The 24,409-nt window shown below is 64.6% G+C and carries 21 protein-coding genes; 9 read left to right on the forward strand and 12 right to left on the reverse strand.

The genetic code is table 11. The features are described 5' to 3' along the window. Positions 1-119: 119 nt before the first annotated feature. Both AAHF99_RS15965 and AAHF99_RS15970 read right to left on the reverse strand, forming a co-directional pair. On the reverse strand, positions 120-983 hold the full coding sequence (locus tag AAHF99_RS15965) for an amidohydrolase family protein (RefSeq protein ID WP_342165437.1): 864 nt from the start codon (positions 981-983) through the stop codon (positions 120-122). Between the two features lie 67 nt (positions 984-1,050). Continuing rightward, complete coding sequence (locus tag AAHF99_RS15970) at positions 1,051-2,469, reverse strand: MFS transporter (RefSeq protein WP_342165439.1); 1,419 nt, start codon at positions 2,467-2,469, stop codon at positions 1,051-1,053. A gap of 220 nt (positions 2,470-2,689) precedes the next feature. On the opposite strand from AAHF99_RS15970, the gene AAHF99_RS15975 reads away from it, so the two are divergent. Next, a complete protein-coding gene (locus AAHF99_RS15975) occupies positions 2,690-3,574 on the forward strand; it encodes a LysR substrate-binding domain-containing protein (protein WP_342165440.1) in 885 nt (294 codons plus the stop codon). Between the two features lie 50 nt (positions 3,575-3,624). On the opposite strand, the gene AAHF99_RS15980 is transcribed toward AAHF99_RS15975, so the two are convergent. After that, a complete protein-coding gene (locus AAHF99_RS15980) occupies positions 3,625-4,359 on the reverse strand; it encodes a sulfite exporter TauE/SafE family protein (RefSeq protein ID WP_342165441.1) in 735 nt (244 codons plus the stop codon). Positions 4,360-4,634: 275 nt separating this feature from the next. On the opposite strand from AAHF99_RS15980, the gene AAHF99_RS15985 reads away from it, so the two are divergent. Further along, the gene (locus AAHF99_RS15985; protein ID WP_342165443.1) at positions 4,635-5,408 is read left to right on the forward strand and encodes a GntR family transcriptional regulator; all 774 of its coding nucleotides are present in this window, start codon (positions 4,635-4,637) and stop codon (positions 5,406-5,408) included. A 61-nt stretch (positions 5,409-5,469) separates the two neighbouring features. Here AAHF99_RS15985 and AAHF99_RS15990 read toward each other — a convergent pair whose 3' ends face one another. The 3 genes from AAHF99_RS15990 to AAHF99_RS16000 are packed head-to-tail and all read right to left on the reverse strand — an operon-like array spanning position 5,470 to position 8,430. Further along, complete coding sequence (locus tag AAHF99_RS15990) at positions 5,470-5,889, reverse strand: aconitase X swivel domain-containing protein (protein WP_342165445.1); 420 nt, start codon at positions 5,887-5,889, stop codon at positions 5,470-5,472. Beyond that, positions 5,886-7,124 carry an aconitase X catalytic domain-containing protein gene (locus AAHF99_RS15995; RefSeq protein ID WP_342165447.1) on the reverse strand — a complete coding sequence of 413 codons (1,239 nt, stop codon included), beginning with the start codon at positions 7,122-7,124 and terminating at the stop codon, positions 5,886-5,888. Before AAHF99_RS15995 ends, AAHF99_RS15990 begins: the two co-directional genes overlap by 4 nt. Positions 7,125-7,134: 10 nt before the next feature. Next, positions 7,135-8,430: an MFS transporter gene (locus AAHF99_RS16000; RefSeq protein ID WP_342165449.1), complete on the reverse strand. Its 1,296-nt coding sequence runs from the start codon at positions 8,428-8,430 to the stop codon at positions 7,135-7,137. Between the two features lie 368 nt (positions 8,431-8,798). Between AAHF99_RS16000 and AAHF99_RS16005 the strand changes: the two genes are divergently transcribed. Then, entirely contained in the window at positions 8,799-10,511 is a 1,713-nt protein-coding gene (locus AAHF99_RS16005) for a chloride channel protein (protein ID WP_342165451.1), read from the forward strand. A gap of 747 nt (positions 10,512-11,258) precedes the next feature. Here AAHF99_RS16005 and AAHF99_RS16010 read toward each other — a convergent pair. Beyond that, a complete protein-coding gene (locus tag AAHF99_RS16010; RefSeq protein WP_342165453.1) occupies positions 11,259-13,712 on the reverse strand; it encodes a hybrid sensor histidine kinase/response regulator in 2,454 nt (817 codons plus the stop codon). Continuing rightward, a complete protein-coding gene (locus tag AAHF99_RS16015; protein WP_234742485.1) occupies positions 13,709-13,909 on the reverse strand; it encodes a type II toxin-antitoxin system ParD family antitoxin in 201 nt (66 codons plus the stop codon). Before AAHF99_RS16015 ends, AAHF99_RS16010 begins: the two co-directional genes overlap by 4 nt. Positions 13,910-14,287: 378 nt before the next feature. Here AAHF99_RS16015 and AAHF99_RS16020 point away from each other — a divergent pair, with 378 nt between their 5' ends. From AAHF99_RS16020 to AAHF99_RS16030, 3 genes are all read left to right on the forward strand, one after another. Continuing rightward, the gene (locus AAHF99_RS16020) at positions 14,288-15,259 is read left to right on the forward strand and encodes an AraC family transcriptional regulator (RefSeq protein WP_342165456.1); all 972 of its coding nucleotides are present in this window, start codon (positions 14,288-14,290) and stop codon (positions 15,257-15,259) included. A 183-nt stretch (positions 15,260-15,442) separates the two neighbouring features. Next, positions 15,443-16,546 carry a catalase family protein gene (locus AAHF99_RS16025; protein ID WP_342165457.1) on the forward strand — a complete coding sequence of 368 codons (1,104 nt, stop codon included), beginning with the start codon at positions 15,443-15,445 and terminating at the stop codon, positions 16,544-16,546. 285 nt (positions 16,547-16,831) lie between these two features. After that, positions 16,832-17,620, forward strand: coding sequence for an alpha/beta fold hydrolase (locus tag AAHF99_RS16030; RefSeq protein WP_342165459.1), 789 nt, complete (start codon positions 16,832-16,834; stop codon positions 17,618-17,620). Positions 17,621-18,220: 600 nt separating this feature from the next. Here AAHF99_RS16030 and AAHF99_RS16035 read toward each other — a convergent pair. The 3 genes from AAHF99_RS16035 to AAHF99_RS16045 form a co-directional block, all read right to left on the reverse strand. Beyond that, positions 18,221-20,386 (reverse strand): putative bifunctional diguanylate cyclase/phosphodiesterase, encoded by a 2,166-nt coding sequence (locus tag AAHF99_RS16035; RefSeq protein WP_342165460.1) that lies wholly within the window; start codon positions 20,384-20,386, stop codon positions 18,221-18,223. A 194-nt stretch (positions 20,387-20,580) separates the two neighbouring features. Further along, positions 20,581-20,886 carry a hypothetical protein gene (locus AAHF99_RS16040; RefSeq protein WP_342165461.1) on the reverse strand — a complete coding sequence of 102 codons (306 nt, stop codon included), beginning with the start codon at positions 20,884-20,886 and terminating at the stop codon, positions 20,581-20,583. A 7-nt stretch (positions 20,887-20,893) separates the two neighbouring features. Continuing rightward, positions 20,894-22,585 carry a methyl-accepting chemotaxis protein gene (locus AAHF99_RS16045; RefSeq protein ID WP_342165462.1) on the reverse strand — a complete coding sequence of 564 codons (1,692 nt, stop codon included), beginning with the start codon at positions 22,583-22,585 and terminating at the stop codon, positions 20,894-20,896. On the opposite strand from AAHF99_RS16045, the gene AAHF99_RS16050 reads away from it, so the two are divergent. The 3 genes from AAHF99_RS16050 to AAHF99_RS16060 all read left to right on the forward strand — a co-directional run bounded on the left by AAHF99_RS16050 (position 22,472) and on the right by AAHF99_RS16060 (position 23,793). Continuing rightward, positions 22,472-22,753, forward strand: coding sequence for a hypothetical protein (locus AAHF99_RS16050; protein ID WP_342165567.1), 282 nt, complete (start codon positions 22,472-22,474; stop codon positions 22,751-22,753). The two genes, AAHF99_RS16045 and AAHF99_RS16050, sit on opposite strands and share 114 nt — an antisense overlap. Positions 22,754-23,057: 304 nt before the next feature. Continuing rightward, positions 23,058-23,507: a hypothetical protein gene (locus tag AAHF99_RS16055; protein ID WP_342165463.1), complete on the forward strand. Its 450-nt coding sequence runs from the start codon at positions 23,058-23,060 to the stop codon at positions 23,505-23,507. Positions 23,508-23,541: 34 nt separating this feature from the next. Continuing rightward, positions 23,542-23,793 (forward strand): hypothetical protein, encoded by a 252-nt coding sequence (locus AAHF99_RS16060; protein ID WP_342165464.1) that lies wholly within the window; start codon positions 23,542-23,544, stop codon positions 23,791-23,793. Positions 23,794-24,003: 210 nt separating this feature from the next. Here the strand turns inward: AAHF99_RS16060 and AAHF99_RS16065 are convergent, their stop codons facing one another. After that, positions 24,004-24,405, reverse strand: a complete 402-nt coding sequence (locus AAHF99_RS16065; protein ID WP_342165465.1) for a response regulator — start codon at positions 24,403-24,405, stop codon at positions 24,004-24,006. Between the last annotated feature and the right edge of the window lie 4 nt (positions 24,406-24,409).

Consider the following 24,409-nt stretch of genomic DNA (forward strand, 5'->3'; position numbering starts at 1 on the left):
CTTGTTGACGTCATGGCAGGAACCGCCGGTCGAGCCTCCGTTCCACTCCTCCATCTCGGAGTGCGGCCGTGCTGCCCAGGACGATGACGTCGAATCAGGCCAGGACCATCGATTCCGCCTTATCCGTCGAGCCCGAGCCCGAGGAGCCGATCGGCGTTGCGCCAAAGCGCAGCGTCGAGTGCCGCCTCCGACAGGCCGAGCATGCGGAAATCCTCCACGCCCTGGCGCATCGGCCGGAACGGAAAGGACGAGCCGAACAGGAACTGGTCCTTCATCGGGCCATTGGCCGCCTCGATGTAGAGCTTCCCGCCCGCCGCAAACGTGTACATATCCGGCGAGACGTAGACGTTCTCATTTCGGAACGCGACGGTGACCATGTCGGCGACGTTCGGATAGAATCCGTGGCAGCAGACCAGCGGCAGCTTTGGGAATGTCCTGGCGACGCGGTCGACGGCGAGCGGATCGTTGAGTCGCAGATCCGGCGTGGTCGGGCCCGACATCACGAAGGCCGGGACCTTGAGCTCCTGGCACAGCTCGTAGAGGGGCATAAGACGTTCGTCGTCGGCGCGCATGCCTTCTGCGTAGAATCCGGCATCGAGGTTGATCGCTTTGAAGCCGAGCTCCGTCACCGCGCGCCGGGCCTCGGCCAAACTTGCGTCGCGGCCGAGCTCGATCGGATCGACCGAGGCGATGCCGATCAAACGCCTCGGATCGTGCCGGGCGACCTCGGCCAGCGCATCATTGGAAACCCGCACCCCCGGCACCGAGCGGGCGACCATGATCGCTACGTCGATCCCGGCGTCGTCCATCTCTGCCTTGAAACCCTCGACGCTCATGCCGCGGGTGAAGTGGTCGATCTCATGGTCATGGGTGCCGACCCGCTTGTTCAACCAGCGCACCACCCCATAGGACGGCGCCTGCGGATCGGCGCCGAAGAAGGCATGCAGGAAGGTCGGGCGGCTACGCATGTCGACGACGGGCATTGTGCGTGACTCCATGACAGGGAGGCGGGGTCCGCGCTGCATTCGAGCGCGCGGGATGGATCGGGCGTCAGTGGGAGACGGCTTCGAGCACTTTACCGCGGGTCTCGACGCCGAGGGTGAGGACCAAGATGGCGGCGATCAGGAAACCACCCGCGCCGACCTGAAAGGCGGTGGCCGGACCGTAATCACGCACCAGCACCGGCACGATCATCGGCCCAAGGATGGCGCCGATCCGCCCGAACGCCGAGGCGAAGCCCGCACCGGTCGCCCGTGCACGGGTCGGATACAGCTCCGGCGTGTAGGCATAGAGACAGCTCCACATGCCGAACATGAAGAATTGCATCACGAAGCCGGTGACGAACAGCCAGGTCTGGTCGACGGCGTTTCCGTAGACGTACGCTGCCACCGCCGCGCAGATCAGGAACGCCGCCGTCGTGGCCTTGCGACCGACCCTCTCAAGCATCAGCGCTGCGGTGAAGAAGCCGGGGATTCCCCCGATCGTGATCAGGGTCACGAAGCCCACCGAGCCGACGATCGAGAAGCCGCGTTCCTTGAGCAGCACCGCGATCCAAGAATTCAGACCAAAGAAGCCGATCAGCGCGAAGAACCACATCCCGAAGGCCATGATTGTCCGCAGCCGGTACTCGGGCGAGAACAGCGTCGCGATCGGGTTCTGGTGCGGCACAGGCGCGGAAGCGACGGCAACCACGGACGGAGCGACCGGCGGGAGGGGGCGACCCGTCGAGCGCTCGACCTCGCGCTCCATCATGGACATCACCGCATCCGCTTCGGCATGGCGTCCGTTGTCGGCGAGCCAGCGCGGCGACTCCGGCATCGAGCGACGAACCAAGAGCACGACCATCGAGAGCAGACCCACGATGGCGAAAGCCCAGCGCCACCCGAGATAGGGCAGCACGAAGAAGCTGATCGCCCCCGACAGCACGTAGCCGATCGCCCAGAAGCCTTCCATGAAGGCGATGTACTTGCCACGCACATTGGCGGGCACGATCTCCGAGACCATCGCCTGGGCCACTGGCGCCTCGCCGCCGACGCCGACACCGATCAGAAACCGGCAGACCATCAAGGCCGTGAGGCTCCAGGCCGCCGCCGCGGCGAGGCTGGCGAAGCCCCAGACCAGCATCGTTACTTGGAACACCGTCTTGCGCCCGAAGCGATCGGAGGCGGTTCCGGCGATGACGTTGCCGACGAGTTGCCCCGCGAAGGTCATGGCGGCGAGCTGGCCGGCCTCGGTCGGTGTCAGCCCGAAGGCGACGACGATCGAACCGAGGAGGAAGGTGAGAAGCGCGACGTCGACTTGGTCGACGAGCCAGGCTGAGGCGATGATCCCGAAGATCTTGCGCTGGTAGCCCGACATCGGCAGCCGTTCGAGACGACCGGCGATGTCGGAGGTGACCGCTGCGGCGGCCCGGTCGGAGGTGGTCAGTCCGATCCCCAATCCGATGGGTGAGTCAGTGGCAAGATGCATGGCGGTCACTCCCTGAAACGCGGCTCCATGGACGCTCGAAGCCGAGGCTTGCAACGACCACCGAACTCGTTCGATCTGCACGCTCTCTCACCCCACCCGCCCGGATGGTTGACGGCGGTGCATTATTTTTCTTTTTGTCACGTCTTTTACAGCGAGAACCTTCCCCGTTTTGGCGGATCGGCGCAAATATAATTCTCTTTTAGGGGTATAGCGTCGTGTTATGGCTCTCAATCTACACCTGCTCCGCTTTTTCTCCGCAGTCGCTCAAACAGGTAGTTTTTCGCGGGCGGCCGATGAGCTGAACGTCAGTCAACCCGCCATCTCGAGGGGTGTCCGCGACTTCGAGCTTCAGGTGGGATGTCGGCTGCTCGACCGGGGTCCGCGCGGCGTCCGGCTCACCCGCGAGGGTGACGCGCTGTTCAGGCATGCCAAGACGCTGTTCGCGATGGAACGAGCCGCAGAAGACGAATTGCGGGCGTTGCGCGGACTAGGAAGCGGGGCTCTCCGCATCGGCGCCAGTACGACGATTGCAACATACATGCTTCCAACATATCTCGGCGCCTTCAATCGCGCGTATCCCGGCATAGAGCTTAGTATCACGAGCGAAAATACGCGGTCTATTGCCGGGTTATTGATTGAGCATAAAATTGATGTCGCGTTAGTCGAGGGACCCGTCGATGTACCGTGCATCGTCAGCGAGGCATGGATCGCCGATGAGATGGTGTTGATCACCTCCGCAGGACACGCTTTCGTGCACGATGATGTGCCGATCGATCCCGTCCGGCTTGACGGTGAGACCTTCATATTCAGAGAGCCGGGATCGGGCTCGCGCGAGGTGGTCGCTGAGGCCCTGAAGGCGAACGGGGTGAACCCCATCCGCCGACTTGACGTCGGAAGCACCGAAGCGATCAAACAACTCGTCGCAAGTGGCGTCGGAGTGGCCATCACGTCTGTCGCCACCATTCGGGATCAAGTTGCGTTAGGTACTTTAGTCGCTGTTCCGATCCGTCAGATGCGGGTTGAGCGGACCCTCTGGCGTCTCTCTGTTCCAGGACGGTTGGCCAATCCTGCCACGATCGCTTTCGAGCGCCTGATAAAAATCTAGTTCATTCTTATCTGCCGATCTTGTACCTAAATTAACCGAAAGATCTTGAGTTACAGCCCCTCCCAGATGAGGGTGAGGCCCGAAACGCCGAGGAGGGCAAGCACGAGGGTATTGAACCGCTGGTCGTTGAGTCGTCGATAGAGCCAAGCCCCGATCCACGCCCCGATCACGGTGCCGGGCAGTGCCAACACCGACAGCCTCACCACCTCGGCCGTCAGCAGGCCGGAGGCCTCGTGCCATACGAACGCGCCGCTGAGCACCGTGAGGTTGTAGGCTTGGAACACGCCGCGGCGTTCGTCCTTGGTCCAGCCGCGCAACGTTGCCCAGACGGTGGGTAAGGCGCCGGACAGGCCCGCAAGCCCGCCGAGTACACCTCCGGCCAATCCGACTGCGGCATCGGCGACCCAGCCTCCCCATGCCATGCGGGGTTGGAAGCGCCCGAGTTGCATGAAGACGGAGTAGACCAGAAGCAGGACGCCCATCCCCAGACGGAAGGCGTGCGGATCGCAGTAGGCCAGGGCGCTCACGCCGGCCGGCACGCCCAGAAGGCCGGTGACGAGCATCGGCCCAACACGCCTGATGTTGATCGCGTGCCAGACCGTCGAGATGGTCTGAAGCTGGGACGCGATCGAGCAGATCAGGACGAGCGTGGAGGCTGGCGCCGGCGTGAGCACGGTGAGCCAAAGCCCGAGGGCCGTGAGGCCGGTGCCGAAGCCCGCGAGGCCTGACACGAAGCCGCCCGCGAAGGCTCCGCTCACGATCACGAAAGCGGCGCTGGTCAGCATCTCTTACCCCTGCCCGGGACACGGTCGTCCCTCGCTGAACCGGCGTCCGTTCAACAGCCACCTCCACAACCGACACGTATTGCTCTGTCGGCAGTCGTCATTCGACCGTGCCCTCATCGCACCCGGCCGCCACCTGTAGCGGTCGACCGCTTCAGGGTATCGCTGCGCGGCATTCGGCATGTCGCGCTCACTTCGCTCTGCCGCGCCTGGTTCACAAGTGCAGCCGGACCGTTAGAACGCGAGACTGGATCGGCAATGGCGGCGGGTGGAAGTGGATGACGGAGAGCGGCGCCGGCAGATTGCTGCGGACTTCATCCGTGCCGTTATGGCGGCAATTGTCGGATCACCTGCGCCAGCAGATCCAGGCCGGCGTGCTGCGCCCCGGCGCTCGCATGCCGACGGAAATCGAGATGGGCGCGAGTTTCGGAGTCAGCCGGATCACCGTGCGCGCAGCCATCGAAAGACTGCTCTCGGAGCAACTCGTGATCCGCGCGCAGGGCAAGGGCACCTTCGTCGCGGGCGCGGTCGTTCGCCAGGAGCTATCGGACCTTGCGGGGATCATTCCTAACCTCGAGGCACAGGGCATCGCCTTCGAGACGCAGCTGGTTGTGTGCGAGCAGGCAGCCCCCCCACCCGCGGTCGCCGCGAGCCTCGGAATCGAACACGATCCCGTGCTCCACTTCCGTCGGCTCTACGAGCGGGCGGGCAAGCCGCTCGGTTTGTGCGAAACCTGGATCCCCGATGCCGACGGGATCACACGCGAGCAGGTCGCAGGCACGCCCTGCTACATGATCCTGTCCCACTATCTCGACCGGCCGGTGGGGCGTGCCAAGCTGACGATCAAGGTCCGACGGCCGGAGCGGTCACTGGCGAGCCTCCTGGGCGTTGGCCGGAACGAGGCGCTGCTGTGCCTGGAGCGCGCCTCGTTCAACGCAGCGGAACGGGTCTGCGAGCATACACACTTCTGGGTTCGGCCCGATCAGTATGAGTTCGGGATCGACCTCGACAGACCGATGCCGATCGCGACAGGCATCAAGCAATCCCGATGACGCCCGCCACGTCCCGCGCCGGAGGGTTAGGCTGGGAAGCGGTCAGCGCCCTGGCGCCCCCTCAATCGGTGGCATCCAGGATGGTTACGATCCCCTTGGTCGGCTCCAGGAGGAGTTCCTCACCATCCCGGATCAGCTGTGTGACGTCACCGTCGGCGAAACGGTCCATGAGGGTGACCTGCCCGAAGGCGGCCCCCTGCGCGAGGATCGGGTTGACCCGGTTGAACAGCAGGGCGGCGGGCACGATGCCGCGATGGGCCATCTCGTGCAGCATCCACGCCGTCGCCACGCCACCCTTGGCGGTATTCAGGACGAGGATGCGACCCGTATAGGCCTGGCCAACCAGCTTGTGCGCGGGCCGCGAGAACACCCCCTTGATCCGGTCGAGGTCGTAGCGGGCGCTGAAATCGTCGGCGGCGACGAGGGCCAGGCCCCGCACGCTTGGCCCGATGCCCGGGTGACACACAAGGGTGCGGCTCATCCGACGATCCTCCCGGCGATGGCAGATTCGATGCAGGCCTCGGTCGTGCCGAGGGTCGGCAGGTATCCGTAACCGCCGATGATGTTGATCAGCTTGGCGGAGTTCGACATCAGGCGCTTCCAGCCGTTGGCCTCACCGAGTTCACGGGCATAGCTCTGATAGAAGCAGACGCCGTTCATCACCGTGGCGCCCGACGCTTCGAGCGTCGCGGTCAGCCCCATCCGGTCCGCCGCCGCCTTGTTCTCCGGCGAGGTCGCCACGAGGAGCGCCGTCGCCTCGTGGACGCGGCGCCCCTTGAGCAGGGCCGCGACGTCGCGCATTTCGAACAGCGACAGCTGCGGCGCCGAGAAGACGACTACATCGACCTTCTCGCCCGGGGCACCGTAGCTTTCGAACAGGCCGGCCAGGGTCTCGGCCGTGATCCGATGGGGTTCCGGAAGCGGCCCGTCGAAGACGTCGCGGACCTCGCGGCACTCTGCAGTCACGCCGGGCATATGAAACATGGCGACGGAGCCGAAACTCGCCGCGGCCGCCCCGAAATGCTTCAAGGCGTCGGAGCCCGGCACGGCCTCAACGCCCTCGATCACCGGCACGCCCCAGTAGCTCTTCGTCTGGCGCCCCACCAAGCCTCCGAGGGCACCCCATTCCGCCAAGTTCTGCGGCTGGGTTTCCAGGACGATCCGCAACGTCCCACGCCGGCCGCTGTCGAGGTGATAACCGTAGCGAGGCGTGCGCCCCGTGAGCGCCGCCGCCAATGCGGAAGGACCACCTTCGAAGTTCGTGCGGGCTCCGAACACGCTGTTGCAGTAGATGGTGACGCCGGTATCCCCCATGGCGATGTGCTCGCCCCGGACAGGCGGCATGATCGTCTGATAGTTGATGCAGGTATCAGTCATGAGGATGTCGAGCGCCCGCATCGCCGCGATGGCGCGCCGCTCGAGATCCTTCATGGTCGCGGTCTGACCCAGACGATCAGCCGTGGCGAAGTCGACGCCGCGCGGGTCGGTGATGGTCGGAATGCGGACGCGCTCGCTCCTCCCGGCCAGACCTTCGAGGAAGGCGACGCCGGCCTCGCCGAGCGATTCGGGGTCGGCCATGATGTGGGCTTGGCTCACCGGCACCGTATCGGGTGCATCGAAGAACGTGCCGACCTGGAGCTGGTGTTCCACGGCCCAGCGAAGGGTTTCGCCCCGTTGGCCGTCGAGCATCGCCTGCTCGTCTGGCGTCAATCTCATTCGGAACTCCTCACGTCGACGCGGGGGAAAGGTCAGTTGCCTCGACCGCTGGTTCGAACGGCTTGTCCGGGCGCATCCAGAAGGCGGTCACCGCGCCGCAGGCCATCAGAGCCGCCGAGCAGGCGAAGGGGAGGGTCCAGCTTCCGGTCAGATCGACCAAGTGGCCAAACACCCAGGGCGAAACAATCCCGGCGGTCGCCGCGCCGAAGTTCATGAAGCCGCTGGCCGTCCCCGAAAAGCGGGGCGCGATGTCCATCGGGACAGCCCAGAGCGGCGCGATGACGAGCTCCATGCAGAAGAAGGCCAGCAGCAACGCCAGCGCGACGAGAATCAGGCTGTTGAGGAACAGGACGGACACGAAGAACAGCATCGACGCGGCCATGCCGCCGGCGATCAGGTTGCGCCTCGCCTTCAGAAGACAACCCGTGCGCACGTAGATGCGGTCGCTGAGCACCCCGCCGAGGATGTCGGCCACGATGCCGGCGACGAAGATGCCGGACGTGAAGGCTGCTGAGGAATTCAGGTTGAGGCCGAACTTGCCGGCGAAAAAGGACGGCAACCAGTTGAGGAAGACGAAGAGCGACCAGCCGTAGCAAAAATCGGTCGCGATCACCGGGAGCATGCGTCGGAAGAGGGCGATCACCGGCACGCGGGGCCGCCCTTCGCGCGCGATCTTCGGAAGCCTCGCGAGCTCCGCCGGCGTGACGCCAGAGTGCGTGGCCGGGTCGTCGCGGAAGTACCAGAGCCAGGTGGCCACCCAGGCGACCGAAACGACGCCGAGTGCCACGAAGGAGAATTGCCAAGAGACGGCGGTGATCAGCACGGCGACGATCGGGGGCGTCGTGGCGTTGGCGACCCGGGACAAGGCATGGGCGAGTCCCTGCGCAAAGCTCCACTGCGCGGGTGGCGTCCACGCGGCGAGGGCACGGGTCGCGGAAGCGAGCGCGGGCCCCTCTCCAAGTCCAAGCAGGGCCCGCAGGCCAATCAGCGTACCGATGCTGCCGGCGAACCCCGTCAGCAGCGTCGCCACGGAAAAGATCGCACCGAAGATCCCCAGCGTCAGCCGTGGCCCCAGCACGTCCGTCAGCCACCCGCCGAGCAGCTGCATCACCGCATAAGGATAGGCGTAGGCCGAGAAAACGACGCCGAGTTCAGTATTACTCAAGCCCAGATGCGCTTTGATAGCTCCGGCCGCCGTCGCGATGTTCACGCGGTCGGTGTAGACAATGAAGTAGATGCTGCACACGAGGGCCAGCACATACGTCGTGGCCTTGATGCCGACACGGGCATCCCCGTCGCGGTGCATCCCGCCTCCTCCCATCAAAAGGCTTGAGCCTTTTATATAACGTTATATGACGTATGGCCGATCGAGGGCGAGAGGGCAAGCGTGAGATCGTCGGGAGGTTCGTCTTGAAACGGCACATCAGTCTCCGCCGGAGGCGAAGCTCATCGCTTCGGTATTCGCCCCGCAATCAGATCGAATCTCCCATGACGTTGGAAGATTCCGTGCGTCAGTGCATGCACGCAGCGTCTGAAGTAAAAGCTCCCTGATCGATGGACACTTCGCACCACGATGACGATCTCCCTGCGGAATCGAGGCGCAGGCGTCGCTTCGTTCCGCGCCGGCTGATCGCAGTCCCGCGGCGCCCGTCCGGCTCGTTTAGGATTACGGGATTGTCCCTCGTTGTCGGGCTTGTGACCGGCCTTGCGGTGGTGCTCATCAAGCACGCCGTCGCTGACGTGCAGATCGCGACCCTGTCCTACGCCGCCGACGAAGGACCTTTGTTCGCGAGCGCGGCGTCGTTCCCCCGGACGGTCTTCGCGCTCTGCCTCGGCGCGATGATCGTCGCCGCGCTGACGCATTGGCTGGAGAGCCCGGGGCGGCGGCATTCGCCAGGATCGCCGATCGACGCGGTGGAGGCCAATGCCTTGCGCGGCGGCCTCATGCATGCGCGGGACGGCGTCTCGGTGGTCGCACCAATCCTCGGTTCGGTCGGGTTCGGCGCCTCGGTCGGGATCGAGGCGGCCGTCACGCAACTCGGTGCGGTCTTCGCAAGCCTGCTTGGTCAATACCGATCGCTCCCCCGGTCCGACCTTCGCCTCCTCGTCGGGGCCGGCGCCGCCGCCGCGATCTCCACGGCCTACGATGCCCCGCTCGCGGGGATGCTCTACGCCTTCGAACTCGTCCTCGGTTCGTACGCAACCCGCATGCTCGGCCCCGTGGGGCTCGCGGCGATTACAGGGTCCCTCCTGGCGCGCGCTGTCGGGGGCGGAGCCGAACCGTTCCGGCTCGCGGCCATCGAGGGGGTCAATTGGCCGGATTACCCGCTTGCGATTCTCATCGGTTGCGCCGCCGCCGGAACCGGCATCCTGACGATGCTGCTGGTGTCCTCTGTCGAGCGGTTGCTGAAGCGGTTGTTCCGCCGAATGGTGCTGCGTCTCCTTGCAGGAGCCCTTGCCCTCTCCGCCTTCGCCGCGGTCTTCCCCCTTGTCCTCGGCAGCGGACATGTCGGCATCTTGGAGACGCTGAACGGGCGCATCGTCGGCATCACTGCTCTGGTCCTGCTGGTCGCGAAACTGCTGGCCTCGGCCATAAGCCTCGGGAGCGGCTTCCGTGGCGGCCTGTTCAGCGCGTCTCTGTTCATCGGTGCGCTGCTCGGGCAGGTGATTGCCGCCGTGGCAGCCGCCGCTGCACCGCTCCTCCCCGGCCATGCCGTGGCGCAACCCGGCCTGTGCACCGCGATCGGCATGGCGGCCGTCGGAGCGAGCATCGTCGGGAGTCCGCTGGCGATGATCTTCCTCGTCAACGGCTTGAGCGGTGAGCCCGATGTCGGGGTGATCGTAGCGGTCGGCGCAGTCACCGCATCGTTCCTGACAAACCGGCTGTTCGGCTACTCCTTCGCGACCTGGCGCTTCCAGCAGCGCGGCCTCGCGCTCGACGGTGGCGCGGACGTGTCCCAACTCTCGGCGATCACGATCGAAGGGTTGGTCCGGCCGCCCAAGCGCTCGGTGACGAGCGATGCCGATCTGCTTGCCGTGATGCAGGCCGTGTCGGCGGCAGGAGGAAAAGGAACGGCGGTCTATGCCCTGGATGGCACGTTCCTGGGGCTGATCGAGCCCGCCCTTGTTGAAGTCGCTGAGGGCAACAAGCCTCTGCCGATCGTCGCGGCGGATCTGATCGATGGGACGAGTCCGGTTGTCACCGTCGGCACCACGCTGGCCGCCATGCTCAGCCTCCTCCGCAACGACGACCGCGCGACCTTTGCGGTTGTCGATGAAGAGGACAACCGGGAGCTCGTAGGATGTGTGCGTGCCCGCGACGTCTATGCCGCGGTCTCGGGTCAGGTCAACGCCGGACGCGAAAGCGACCTGGGCGCCGCCGCGTGAAGGCCAGCTCTTTCGGCCGACGTGATTGTCCAGGCGTCGACGAGCGTCACTTCATACTTGGCTTGGTTCAAATCTCACTTGGCTTGGTTCAAAATGCCGGTCAGGTCAGGCTCACCGTTGCATGAGCCCGTCGAGGCGTCTCCGCTCTCGTTCCTGGCACCGCACCTCCTGCCGCGAATGTCTGCATCTGAGACGTTTGATGCCGAGAGCGGACCCGCCGCTTCCGGCCAGACCCCGCCACGCTGGATCGTCGATAACCGCAAAAGCGGTCTTTCGGCTTCGCGCCCATCCCGGTCATTCAGATGGCTCTGACAACGTTCTGTAAGCGGACGCTACTGGCAGCGATCGGCCATTCGCATGAGGGGAGGCTATGGAACTGGGCGTTGCCTAGGAACGTCCGCTTGCAGGCTGCAGACAGGGGAGATGTCTACGACCGAACTGGGTGGATTGCAGCTGGTCTGCTTCCAGGCGACATTCCGTGAGAGCGGACATAGTCGCCGCGCCCGTTCACGACCCCCTTGCCGACCCTTGGAACGTCCGCTTCCAGGCTGATGGGGCAGACGTCAATGACCAGTGCAAACAAAAGGATCCGGTAGAACGCCTAGTTGCCGGCGTCGTGTACTAGTCGGTGTCGAGTACCAGCAGGCTAACGCGGATAGTCTCTAGGATGTTCTCCGGTTGGATTTGTTGGATGTCTGACTAATTTTGTTCGTATCGTCATCGATAAACCGGCGTTGCCGGAGAAACTTAATTCCTCTTGGTCCTTTTGCGACGTTGCGAGGTGGCGGCCTTGCGCAGGATCTGCGAGAGCTGTTCAATCGAGTAGGGCTTGTGCAGCAACTCGAACCCGTAGGTGCCGTTCTGTGCCAGGATGTGGCTGTAGCCCGAGGTCAGCACCACCGGCAGGTCATGGTAGAGCCGGCGGATCTCCTGGCCCAACTCGACGCCACTCATCCCCGGCATCAGCACATCCGAGAACACCACGTCGAACTTGTTGGCACCCTTGGCCAGTTCGGCCAGCGCCGCCGGGCCATCTACGGCGAGGACCGTCACATAGCCGAGGTCGCTCAGGGTTTGCACCGCGAAGGTGCCGACCTCGGTGTTGTCCTCGACCACCAGCACACGGGTGCCGTGCCCGTCCACCAGGGCATCAGGTTCCTCGTGCACCACCGCCTGCATAGGCGCAGCAACGCGGGGCAAATAGAGGGTGAACATGGTCCCCTCGCCCAGCATGCTGTCCACGGTGATGTCGCCGCCGGACTGTTTAGCGAAGCCGAATACCTGGCTGAGGCCAAGTCCGGTGCCCTTGCCGGTCTCCTTGGTCGTGAAGAACGGCTCGAAGATGCGTTCCAGCTGCTCCGGAGCAATCCCCGAGCCGTTGTCCGCTAGGGACACCGCCACGTAAGGCGCATCCTGCTCGGGATGGGTACGGATCGGCGGGATCTGTTCGACCGCTGCGACCGTGATCGTGATCCGCCCTTCCCCGTCCATCGCATCGCGGGCGTTGACCGCCATGTTGACGAGGGCCGTATCGAACTGGCTCGGGTCGGCGTTCACCCAGCAGGGTTCGGCAGGCAGGTGCGCGGTGATCTGGATGCGCGAGCCGGTCAGCGTGCCCATCATGTCTGCCAGCGCTCGCACGCTCATACTGGCGTCAAACGTCTCCGGTTTGAGCGCCTGGCGTCGGGCGAACGCGAGCAACTGCCCGGTCAGCTTGGCGGCCCGGTCCACCGTGTCGGAGATGGCGCCGATGTAGCGGGTCCGGCGCTCCTCCGTGAGGTTGGGCCGTTTGAGCAGGTCGGTGGACGACTTGATTACAGTGAGCAGATTGTTGAAGTCGTGGGCGACGCCGCCGGTGAGCTGGCCAACCGCTTCAAGCTTCTGGGACTGGCGCAACGCCTCCTGGGTGACCGCAAGCTCGCTCTGTGCTCGCGCCCGCTCGGAGACATCCCGCGCGTGATGGAAGGCCCCGGTGACCTGTCCGGCCGCGTTGCGCAATGGGGTGTAAGTGATCTCCCAGGTTGGCACCTCCCGGCCGGGATCGCCGAACGCCTGAACGATCAGGAACCGTTCACCGGCCAGCGCCCGGTCCATCAGGCTCCGAAGGCCCGCAGCCTGCTCCGGCGGGAACAGGTCCGGCAACACATCGCCGACCCGCTGCTGAAGGCCCATGACCCGCCGGAAGTCCTCCTCGTGGGCCTGATTGAACGCGATGACGCGGTGGCTGTGGTCGAATGCCAGGATCGGTGATCTGTCAGACTGTACGATGTCGCGGAACAGCCGCAACGCCTCGGTGCGCTCATTGAGGATCGCCGTCTGCGCACGGTCCTGCGTGATGTCGCGGGCGCTGCCGTAGACCTTACCGCTATCGGGCACGCCGACCCAGGACAGCCAGCGCCAGGTGCCGTCCTTGTGCCGATAGCGGTTCTCGAAGCGCACGGCGGGTATCCCCCGTTCGATCGCATCGAGCCAGACCACTTGCGTGGCGGCTTGGTCGTCGGGATGCACGAAGTCGGCGAACGGGGTGCCGTGCAGCTCGTCGTCGTTCCAACCGAGCACGGTGGTCCATGCCGGGTTGAAGGCCTCGAAATAGCCCTCGCCGTTGATCACCACGAGCAGGTCGGGAGAGATCCGCCATATGCTGTCGCGCTCGCGCGTACGCGCGGCCACCTGCTCTTCCAGGGCGGTATTGAAGTCACGCAAGCTGACCTCGGCCGCGTCGCGGCGCTGTCCGGCCAGCACGCCCGCCGTCGTCTCGAAGGCGATGTCGAGGAAGCCGACGACCTCGGGGCCATCGCGGAGGGGGCTATAGGCAAACGTCCAGTAGGTGTCCTCGGGATGGCCCTTGCGGGTCATGACCAGACGCATGTCGGTGCGGTGGACCGGCTCGCCGGCCATCGCCCGCGCGATCAGCGGGTGGATGTCGTCCCAGACGTCGTGCCACACCTGACTGATCGGCTGGCCGAGGGCGGACGGATGACGGGCCGCGAGGAAATCGACGTAGGCTTCGTTGTAGAGCAGCGTCAGATCCGGTCCCCAACCCGCGCACATCGCGAACGGAGAGGCCATCATCGTTTCATAGATGGTGTTCAGCGCCACCGGCCACTCCTCGCGTGGGCCGAGCGGCGTCGTAGACCAGTCGAAGGCTTGGATTGCCGCAGTGGCCATGCCGCGCGAAGAAAGGCTGGCGTCGGCACTCACGCGTTCACGACCCCTTGGACAGGGTTGGCCGGCTGGGTGCCGTGCTCTGCAAACTGTTGCTCGCGTTCATCGAGGAGCCGTAGCGCAGCCCGTACGACCTCGCTGAAATTGCCGTAGCGGCCGGAGGCCAGCATGCGCTCTACCACAGCGTGGAGTTCCGGGCTGAGGGAGATCGAGACAGATTTGCGTACGGACATAAGGCACTCATGCCCGGTGACATTAGTTGTGACAATCCGACTGGTTATCACAGCGGCAGCAAATCGGCGTGATAGTCAAACGATGATGAGCGTACGTCGCCGTTGCCGCATGAACGGACGACCGCATTCTGGGTGTGGCAGAAAACTCGCGAACCGCGGTAGGGTCGAAAGCGGCGCGTCAGCTTCAGGGGGAACGGTCAGGGTCCGCTTCCCACCTCAAGCCGAACTCGCGTGGCGGCCGACGAACGACCGCTTCGGAGAACCACAAATGGCATACCCGGCGGCTGGGTTGGGTCGAAAGCAGCGTATCAGCTTCGCCGCCCCCGTCTGCTCGAAATCATTGGGGCTTTCGCCAGTGGTGACGCATAATCCACCACCATGGGAGCCGACCTTCTCGATCGCCTTCTCGTCACGCTCGCGGTGCGGCTGCGCTCGTTCTCCGTTTGCACCATACAGCGCGGATGGCGCCTGGGTTTTAGCCCGTTCGAGGCGATCACTGTCCACTACGTGCTGCGCGGAACCGGAAGCCTTAGGGTCGGGCAAGGCCCGTGGCGATCCTTCGCGCCGCATACCATCATCGTCGTGCCGGCTCGCAACTCGCACAGCCTCGGCGCCGCCGACGATTGCGTCGGTGAGGTCCGCGCCGAGGATCACTGCGTCCTCCACGGTGACGGCCTGATCTCCTTCACGGCCGGTGACGGGAGCCCCGATGCGCTGTTCGTGTGCGGTCAGATCGCCGACACCCACACCGGTGCGATGGGTCTATTCGAGCTGTTCCAGACCCCTCTGGTAGAGACCTTCTCCTCGAATGCCGCGATGCAGTACGCTTTCGAGCTCATGCTCGCCGAGGTCCTAAGCCCTAATCTCGCGACACAAGCGATGACGGAGGTGTTGATGAAGCAGTGCCTTATCATCCTCCTGCGCCAGCAGCTGGCCGCGAGCGACTTCACCTCCCCGATCCTGCTGGCCCTACAGAACCCGAAGCTCGCCCGCGCAGTCCTGGCTGTCCTCGAACAGCCGGGTGCGCGTTACTCCGTCGACAGCTTGGCGGCCCTCGCGGGCATGGGCCGGACCAGCTTCGCGGAAGGCTTCGCCGCGGCTTTCGGGCAAGGTCCGATGGAGTTCGTCCAGCGGGTCCGCCTCCGGATCGCCTCCCGTCTCCTCAGCGGCACCGACCTGCCGGTGAAGGTCATCGCCGCAACCGTTGGCTACGCGAGCCGGAGCGCGTTTAGCAAGGCGTTCGAGGTCGAGTTCGGGACCGCGCCGAGCCAGTTCCGTTTGGTCGGTGGAATGGATGAAGGCGAGCCGGAGCGCATCGAGGGTGTGCCTCCGGACACCAAGCCGACCTGATCCCGTCACGACGCCGATTTGCCCCGCCTCGGTGCTTCATCGTTCGGATCACGTGCGCGAGCGTTCAACCGGACCGAGCCTTCGGAACCGTCGAAGTCGGGTGGCCTTGGCCCTGTTCAGTAGGCGAGGATGGAAGTTGACCGCTCCCCGGTCGTGCCATCGCTTCCGCCCCGAGGAACGATCATGGTCGATGCGAGCGCCTTCTACCTTCGATACAGCCCCGACGTCGAAACCGTCGCCGACGACGAGGCGGAGACGGCGCAGGGCCTGATGGAGACGATGCGCTCGGTCAGCGAGAAGACCTTGGCGGACGGAGGCCACGCGATCCGCAGCGTCCACGCCAAGAGCCACGGGTTTCTCGAGGGTGAGCTTGAGGTCGCCTCGGGGCTTCCGCCCATACTGGCCCAAGGCTTGTTTTCAAAGGTGGCGACCTATCCCGTGGTGATGCGCCTCTCGACCCTCCCAGGCGACCTCCTCGACGACAGCGTCTCGACCCCCCGTGGCCTTGCCGTGAAGATCATCGGCGTCGAGGGCGAGCGGCTGGAGGGTTCCGAGGGGGACGTCACCCAGGACCTCGTGCTGGTCAACGGACCCGCCTTCGGCGCGCCGACGCCGAAGGCATTCCTCGCGACCCTTAAGCTGCTCGCAGCATCGACCGACAAGGCACAGGGCTTCAAGAAGGTCGTCTCGGGCGCTATGCGGGGCGTTCAGGAGATTATCGTCGCGACCACCGGCGGGCCAAACGCCACCGTCGCAACGATGGGCGGCCAGCCCGAAACCCACATCCTCGGCGAAACCTTCTACAGTCAGGTGCCTGTGCGCTTCGGTGATTACGTCGCCAAGCTGTCCGTAGTGCCGGTTGCGCCCAAACTGACGGCCTTGACCGACAAGCCCCTGGCGGAAAACGGAGGCTCGAATGCCATCCGAGAGGCCGTCATCGAGTTCTTCCGGGCGAATGGCGGGCTCTGGGAGGTCAGGGCGCAGCTCTGCACCGGCCTTGACGATATGCCGGTCGAGAACGCCGCCACGATCTGGCCCGAGAGTAAGAGCCTGTACCAGACCGTGGCGCAGATCCGGGTGAAGCCGCAGACGGCTTGGAGCGAAGCTCGGTCGAGCGCGGTCGACGACGGCTTGTCGTTCAGCCCATGGCACGGGCTCGCCGCGCACCGGCCCCTCGGCGGCATCATGCGCTCGCGCAAACAAGCCTACGAAATGGGCAAACGCTTCCGCGCCGAGCGGAACGGTCATGCCATCGCGGAGCCGCGTGAGGCGATCAGCCTTCCGTAGAGTGCGTTAGGGCGCAACGGTCTCGGTACGAAGCGAGGAGCGGCGGGAGCTGGACGATGCTGGGTGAAAGATGATCGTCAGGCGGAGGCTGGCTCGACAGGCGCCAGCCCAGCCATGGGTTCATGTTCCGATAGCTTCCGGGTTCACTGAATTCTGCTGAAGCTCACTCGGGTTCGGAGCGTCCGATAGCAGTGGCCCGCGGAGCTGACTGGCACTCCCGGCCTGACCAAATCTGCGACAAAGCAATGTTCGGACTGCAGCGCGACCATTGAGGACGATGCTACCATGTCCCTTCATTTTGAACGCCTCGGCACTGGCCGGCCGCTTTTGATGGTTCATGGGCTGGGGGCCAATCTGCGCACCTGGGATCCGCTCTTGACCGCCTTGCGCGGCTCGCGCGAGCTCATCTTGGTCGACCTGCCGGGACATGGCAGATCGACCTCGCTCGCGGGCCGGCAGACGATGGAGGCCTATGCGGACGCCCTCGCCGGCTTCGTGCAGTCGCAAGGCCTGACGACAGCGGACCTTGTCGGCAGTTCGGTGGGGGGCCGGCTTGTGCTGGAGCTGGCGCGGCGGGGTATCGGTCGGCACTGCGTGGCGCTTGATCCCGGCGGTTTCTGGCGCGGGTGGGAGACACGCTGGTTTCACTGGACGCTCGCGGCATCGATCCGCCTGGTGCGGTTGTTACGCCCCTTCCATCCCGGCCTGTCGCGCCACGCCGTCACCCGCACACTGCTGCTAGCCCAGCTGTCGGCCCGTCCGTGGGTATTGCCACCGCAGCTTGTTGCGGAGGAGTTGCAAAGCCTGGCAGCCACACCGGTGTTCGATGCAATGCTGCGTGAGCTGGCACGCGGGTCGTTGCAGCAGGGCTCGGCAGTGACCCCTGGCCGGGTCACCATAGGCTGGGGCCGCCAAGACCACCTGCTTTTGCCACGCCAGGCTGCACGCGCCCGGGTAGCCTTCCCGTCGGCCCAGCTGCACTGGTTCGAGCGCTGCGGCCACTTCCCGCATTGGGATCAGCCTGTCGAAACGGCGCGCGTGATCCTTGAAACGGTTGGGAAGGATGCGCCTTGAAATAACTTATCGCACACCCGAGCCCGCGGTCTTCCACGGGACGGTTACGGAACGCCTGCTTCAGGGCGATGGGTCAGGGTCCGCTCTTCACCCCCAGCCGAAGTTGCGCGACGGCTGACAAGCGACCGCTTTGGAGAAGCGCAATCAGCGGTCCCAGCGTCTTAATTGGGTCGCATGCGGGAGTTCCGCTTCTGGATGAAGAGCTGAGGTCCGATCGGCATCCCGACCGGCAATTGGCGTAACGTGCGCCTACGGAACGACTCAATAGCACGGCAAGCTATGTCTTCCGAACCCGGCAGAGGCCCTCTCGTCATCCGCTACGCGGCCGTCCTACCGAGTTCCAGACAGGTCTTAGACGTTCCCCTTTCCGCGTTCCAAAAGTCGATTACAACCTGACGGAACGGCTGCGCTTCGCGCTTTCGGTCATTCCGCTAGAGCACGCCCTATTGGAACGAATAGTCGGTAGGGATCGCCCTTGATCAGCATCTTTTAGATGCTGAGGTAGATACGTGGCATCAGCTCAACGGATCGAGCTGGAAAAGGGCTACCCTGTGATACCGGCGGGGGTGCTGCAGGCGCTATCGACCAATCCTCCCTTACCTATGCTGCACCGCTCGTAGGACGACGCGCACGTAGCGTTCGTGATCGTGCTCGCAATCCGTAGCGGTCGGCAAACTCCACGACAGGCATAGGCCGACCGAATAGGTAGCCCTGACCCTCACCGCATCCTTTCCGTTGCAGTCGGAGGCACTGCTCTTCGGTCTCGATCCCCTCGGCGATCACCGACAGGCCAAAGCTCTGGCCCAGCGCGATGACCGCTCGCACGATCGCCGCATCCCGATGGTCGTCACACAGGGCGGTGACGAAGCTCCGGTCGATCTTTAGCCGGGTCAGAGGGAAGCGCTTGAGCAGGCTGAGCGACGCGTAGCCCGTGCCGTAATCGTCAAACGCGATGCCGACGCCCATACTACGTAGGTCGGCAAGGGCAGTATCCACCGCCGGATCAGGATCCAAGATGACCGTCTCAGTGATCTCCAGCTCAAGCGCGTCAGGCGGCAGTTCACTCGCAGCGAGCGCGGCGGCGACACGCTCCACCAAGTCGCCGGACCGGAACTGTGCGGCAAACAGGTTCACACTGATGCGGAACTCGGACAGACCGGCCTCGCGCCATGCTTGAGCCTGTGCACAGGCGGTTCCCAGAACCCAGTCGCCGACCTCGGCAGCGCTCGGACTGTCGTCAAGAAGGTCTATGAATGCAGCCGGCGGCAGGAGGCCGCGTTCGGGATGCTGCCAGCGGATCAGGGCTTCAGCGCCTGTCAGCGTGCCGTCCGCGAGGCGCACCTGCGGTTGATAGTGCAGCACGAACTCCCCGCGCTCCGCCGCGAGCCGCAGACCCTCTCGGCACAGACGCTCACGCTCGGCGACGTCGCGCAGATCCGGCGTGAACAGGCGGTATCGGCCGCGCCCGTCCGCCTTGGCGCGATACAGCGCGGCGTCCGCACAGGTCAGCAGTGCCTCTGTGTCATCGCCGTGCGCCGGGCCCACGGCGATGCCGACGCTGGCGCCGAGCCGCAGCGCGCGATCTCCGATCAGGAACGGCTCTGCCATGGCGCAGACGATCGCCTCGGCAGTCGCGACCGCGACAAGGGGATCACCTACGTCCGGGAGAACGACGGCAAACTCGTCGCCGCCCAAGCGCGCCGCTATGGCGTCCGTTCCGATCCGAGCCTGGATCCGCAGGGCCGTCAAGCATAACACGCGATCGCCGACGGCATGCCCGTGGCCGTCGTTGACGTCCTTGAACCCGTCGAGATCGAGCATCAGGACGGACGTCGGTCGCACAGCAGCCATCAGCGAGTCGAGTCGACAATGCAGGGCAGCGCGATTGAGTAAGCCCGTCAGCGCGTCGTGATGGGCGAGGCGGAACAGACGTCGCTCCACCGCGTGCCGGTCGCTGACATCCCGCACGATCGCCCCGAACGCCGCCGTCTCGCCTTCGCGCCACGTCGACAGAGACAGCTCGATCGGGAACTCCCCGCCGTCCCTGTGGCGGCCGAACAGTTCCACCGTGCGACCGACCAGCGACCCGGGTACCCCTTGGGTCAGTCGGCGCAGACTCCCCTCGTGGCCGCCGCGCATCCGATCCGGCACGATCAGATCGATGAACTTCCCGACCGCCTCATTGGCGGCGTAACCGAAGATGCGCTCAGCCGCCGCGTTCCAGAAGGTGATGTGACCGCAGGCGTCGGCGCAGACGATCCCGTCGGGAGAGGTCCCGGCGATGTGTTCGAAGCGACTCTGTGTGGCACGTTGAGCGATCGCACTGCGGCGCAACTCCAACCGATCGCGGACGAGGCAACCGAGGCTCGTTAGAATGGCGCGGTCATGCTCGGTAAAGGCCTCACGCGGTTCCGGCCCGGCCAGACACAGCGTGCCGATGGCGTGGCCATCGTCCGTGCGCAGGGGCGTGCCTGCGTAGAAGCGGATGAACGGTGCGCCGGTGACGAGACAGTTGTCGCAGAACCGAGGATCGTGGGCCGCGTCGAGCACGACCAGCACGTCATCCTGCAGGATGGTCCGCGAGCAGAAGGCGAGGTCGCGCGCGGTCTCGTCGAGATCGAGCCCGAGCTTGGCGTGGAACACCTGACGGTCGCGATCGACGAACGAGACGAAGGCCACGGGCGCGTCGAGCAACTGGGCGGCGAGTTCGACGATATGGACGAGCGCGGGATCGGGATCGGCCTCGACGATGTCGTGCTCGGCCAAAGCCCGCAGCCGGGCATCTTCAAGGGGCGGTATCCGAGGAGAGGGCATACGAGACCTCTGAGATCACTTACCATTTGGAGGGATCGGTTGCCACACGTGCGGCAACATCGTTTGGCTACCGTCGGCGAACTGGGCATCCATGGTGATGCCCCCCCCCCAAACGGAGGGGGATGGCGTTCCTCGACGGCTGCGTGTCAGGACGCGCTGGCTCGCAAGACCTGCATCAGGTGGGCGACCTGGGCAGACAGGCGCTCCAGCGTCTGACACAGCAAGCCCTGTCCCGGCTGAGGAGCCTCGCCCGTCATGGAGAGCGCGGCGATCTCCCGGCGTAGATCCTGGAACAGATGCTCGAGCGAGGGGCCAAGGCTTTGCAGCTGAGTCCCCCGCGGATTAAGCGGATCGATGCCCTCGCCGATCGCGAAAGCCCTCATCAAGACGGCGGTGAGGCGATCCGTGCCGTCGAGGTCGAGGCGATGAACGGGCGAAGAGTTCGCTATCATCCCGGCCTCACGCTGCGCGCACGGTGGCGAGGAAGCGGGCGACCTCGGCCGTCAAGTGCTCGGACTGGCGTGACAGTTCGGAGGCTGCCCCGAGCACTTGACCGGCCGCCGCACCGGTCTGCTCGGCCGCCTCGGCTACGCCGGCGATGTTGCCAGTCACCTCGCCCGTGCCCGCCGACGCCTGGGCGACGTTGCGCACGATCTCCTGGGTCGCCGCACCCTGCTCCTCGACCGCCGCGGCGATGCTTGTCGCCACCGTGCTGATCTCGCGGATGCGCCCGGTGATGCCGCCGATGGAGGCTACCGCCTGTCCGGTCGAGGCCTGGATCCGCGTGATCTGCCCCGAGATCTCGCCCGTCGCCCGGGCGGTCTGCTCGGCCAGGGCCTTCACCTCGGCGGCCACGACGGCGAAACCACGACCCGCCTCGCCGGCCCGGGCCGCCTCGATCGTCGCGTTGAGGGCGAGCAGGTTGGTCTGGCTGGCGATCGAGGCGATCAGCCCGACCACGTCGTCGATCCGAGAAACCGTCGTGCTTAACTCGTTGACGAGGGCCCCCGTCTGATCGGCTTCGACGACGGCGAGCCGTGCCAGCTCGGCCGAGCCGTCGACCTGCCGACCGATTTCCTGCACCGATGAGCCGAGTTCCTCGGCGGCTGCGGCGACGGTGTTGACGTTCGACGCCGCCTCCTCGGCTGCAGCTGCCACGGCGGTGGATTGCCTGGCCGTTTCACCGGCCGTGGACGTCATCTGCTGCGCCGTCGCCTGCAACTCGGTCGCCGCGGACGAGACCATGCCGATGACGCCGCCGACCGCCGCTTCGAACCCATCCGCCATCTGACGCATGCCGGTCTTGCGCTGCTCCTCGGCGGCCAAGCGCGCCTGCGCCGTCTCCTCCTCCAGTTGGCGAGTGCGGATCAGGTTATCCTTGAACACCTGCACCGCCGAGGCCATGGCACCGATCTCGTCGCGACGGCCACGGAACGGCACTTCGGACACCGCATCCCCGTCGGCCAGGATCCGCATCGCCCCCGTCATCCGTGCGATCGGCCGCGACACGCGCAGCAAGCCGAAGACAGCGGCGACGAGCGCGGTGATCAACGCCATCGCCGAGGCGAGGATAGCCGTGGTCATCGCGGTGGCGGTGTCGGCCATCGCCGCATCCGCGTCGCGCCGTGCGCCGCCCTCGTTCAGCGTGACGCTCCGCTGCAGCGTGGCCCGGGCTTCATCGTAGAGACGCACGGCTTCGTGGCCGCTGAGCAGGGCGACCGCCTCTGACCTCCGGCCGGCTTCCATCAGACGACGGGTCTCCGCATCGGCTCGGGCGAAACCATCCCAGGCGCCGACGAAGGCGTCGTACAGCGCCCGCTCTTCGGGCGACGAGATCAGCGGCTCGTAGGCCCGGCGCGCGGCGGCGAGCGCCTCGTGGGTCGTAGCCAGCGCCGCCTCGTTCTCCGTGAGATGGGTGGCGGTGTCGGACAGCGCGAGCAGGCGCAGTTGCTTGATGCGGACCTCTGAGCTGGCGGCGCGGATCTCGTTCACCGCGACGACGGAGGGCAGCCAATTGGTCGCGACCTCGGTGACGCCGTGCTGAACGCTACCGAGCTTGAGGATCGAGAGCCCCCCTTGGCCGGCGCAAATCAGGGCGAGCAGGCCGAAGGCGCCACTGAGCGCGGCTTTGATGGACAAGTCGAGGCGCATGGATCGCAGTTGGCGCGGGAGAGGCTGAATGGTCCACCCCGCGCCGGACCGCCCAGGATTGATCCAGATCAGTCTTTGATCGGCTCAACCTCATGGAAGTTCAAGCACATCGATTATCACACCGTTAAAAATCATCAAATTGATCTAAAATTGCACAAACTAATCTAAGTCATAAAACATCTAAATCATCGTGCGAGCTGAACAAGCGCCAATCGTGGATCAGCTGGCCTTGCCGACGGGCGTGCTGAAGAGCCGATTGTAGTCAGTCTCGGCTGGCCCATAGGTATCGCCGGCCACATCCTTCGGCCTCTCACGGTCAAGCACGGTGATAAGCCCGCGCTTCGTTCGGACTATACCTGGTCCCTCCAACAGTTTGCATGTACTGGATATCTTTTTTCAAAGATGATCCATCCCGGTGAGCAGGTTTGACAATCCTTCTCACGGGTGCATATTAGAGCCTGAGGACTGCGCTATGATCGAAACAAGGACCTCTTTCACTCAACTTCAGGCATCGGTTGAAGCAAGTATGGCTCGTGCTCGCGAGTTACGGGCAGCTAGTCTCGCGATACAGCAGCGTGTCATTGAGACACAGCGCGAAATTACTGAAGTATTCTTTAATACTCAAGCGACGTTCAAGGAAGTACGGCAGCACCTTGCTTTGCTTGGCTCCCGACCGGTTGAGCGGAGCGTACCCGAAATCGAACCGGAACCGGCCAATGCTCCGCTTCAGGTGTTGGTTGCCCTCGAGCGTGACGAAAGCGATCTCGAAGAGATGATCGACGACCTCATCGCGGCCTATAAGGCTGCGAGCGCCTGCGGCGACGATAGCGAGAGGACGTTGTTCGCCAACGCTCTCATGCAGATCGGCCGACATCTCGCCACGCAAGTCGGTCCCAGGGCTGCGGGCGTTATCATGAATTAGGGCCAGCGCGGCGCGGCGAGGGCAGAGGTATGTGATGGAACGCGAGATATCTACCACCCGTATCATCCAGCGGATCGCCACCGAACTCGGCGTGCCTGTTGTCTCCTTTTACCGTCAGGGTGGACTTTCATCGTCCGACAGCGAGGCGATGCAGAGGGCTGTTGCAGCGCTCCTGAGCGCATTCACTGCGGTCCGCGACCCGAAAGAGCGTCAGCACTCCGTCGCGGTCCTGATCGCCGAGGCGGAGCGTCTGCGCGGTTTGCCGGGTTGCAACGAGAGGGATTGAAGTTTAGCAGCCTCCAATCTTGAGCCCAATTTATCAAAACGCGATGATGATCTAAATCGGTAATTCTTCGGCATGACAGCGCCAATTATCAACGCAAACTGGTATTTGAAGTATCTATTTGGCTGTATGACCTTAAATTTTTTACTGTAATTATCGAAATACATAATTGTTTTGCTGAATTGTTTCGTATTATATTTTCATAGTATGTGCTTATATTGATCGGTGGTGACTGTCCTCTGCCGATAACGCCTGCGCGAGCGCGTCCGCCTCTACCGGTTTCTCATAGCGCTGAACGTGCGCGTAGCGCGACGGGATCGCCATGTCCTCGTAGCCGGTGGCGAAGATGAATGGCACGCCGCGCGAGGTCAGAGCGTCCGCCACCGGAAAGACCATGACATCACGCAAATTAATGTCGAGCACGGCTGCGTCGATCTCGGAACTGGCCGCTATCAGCGCCAAGGCTTTGTCGACGCTCGCCACAGGACCGAGAACCTCTGCACCGCTCCTCGACAACGTCCGTCGCATCTCATCGGCGATGAAGTAGTCATCCTCGACCACGAGCACCTTCCGCCCCAGCAGCGCATCCTGTCCATGGCTCGATGTACCTATCATCCGT

The organism is Methylobacterium litchii (assembly GCF_038442315.1).
GTDB lineage: Bacteria > Pseudomonadota > Alphaproteobacteria > Rhizobiales > Beijerinckiaceae > Methylobacterium > Methylobacterium litchii.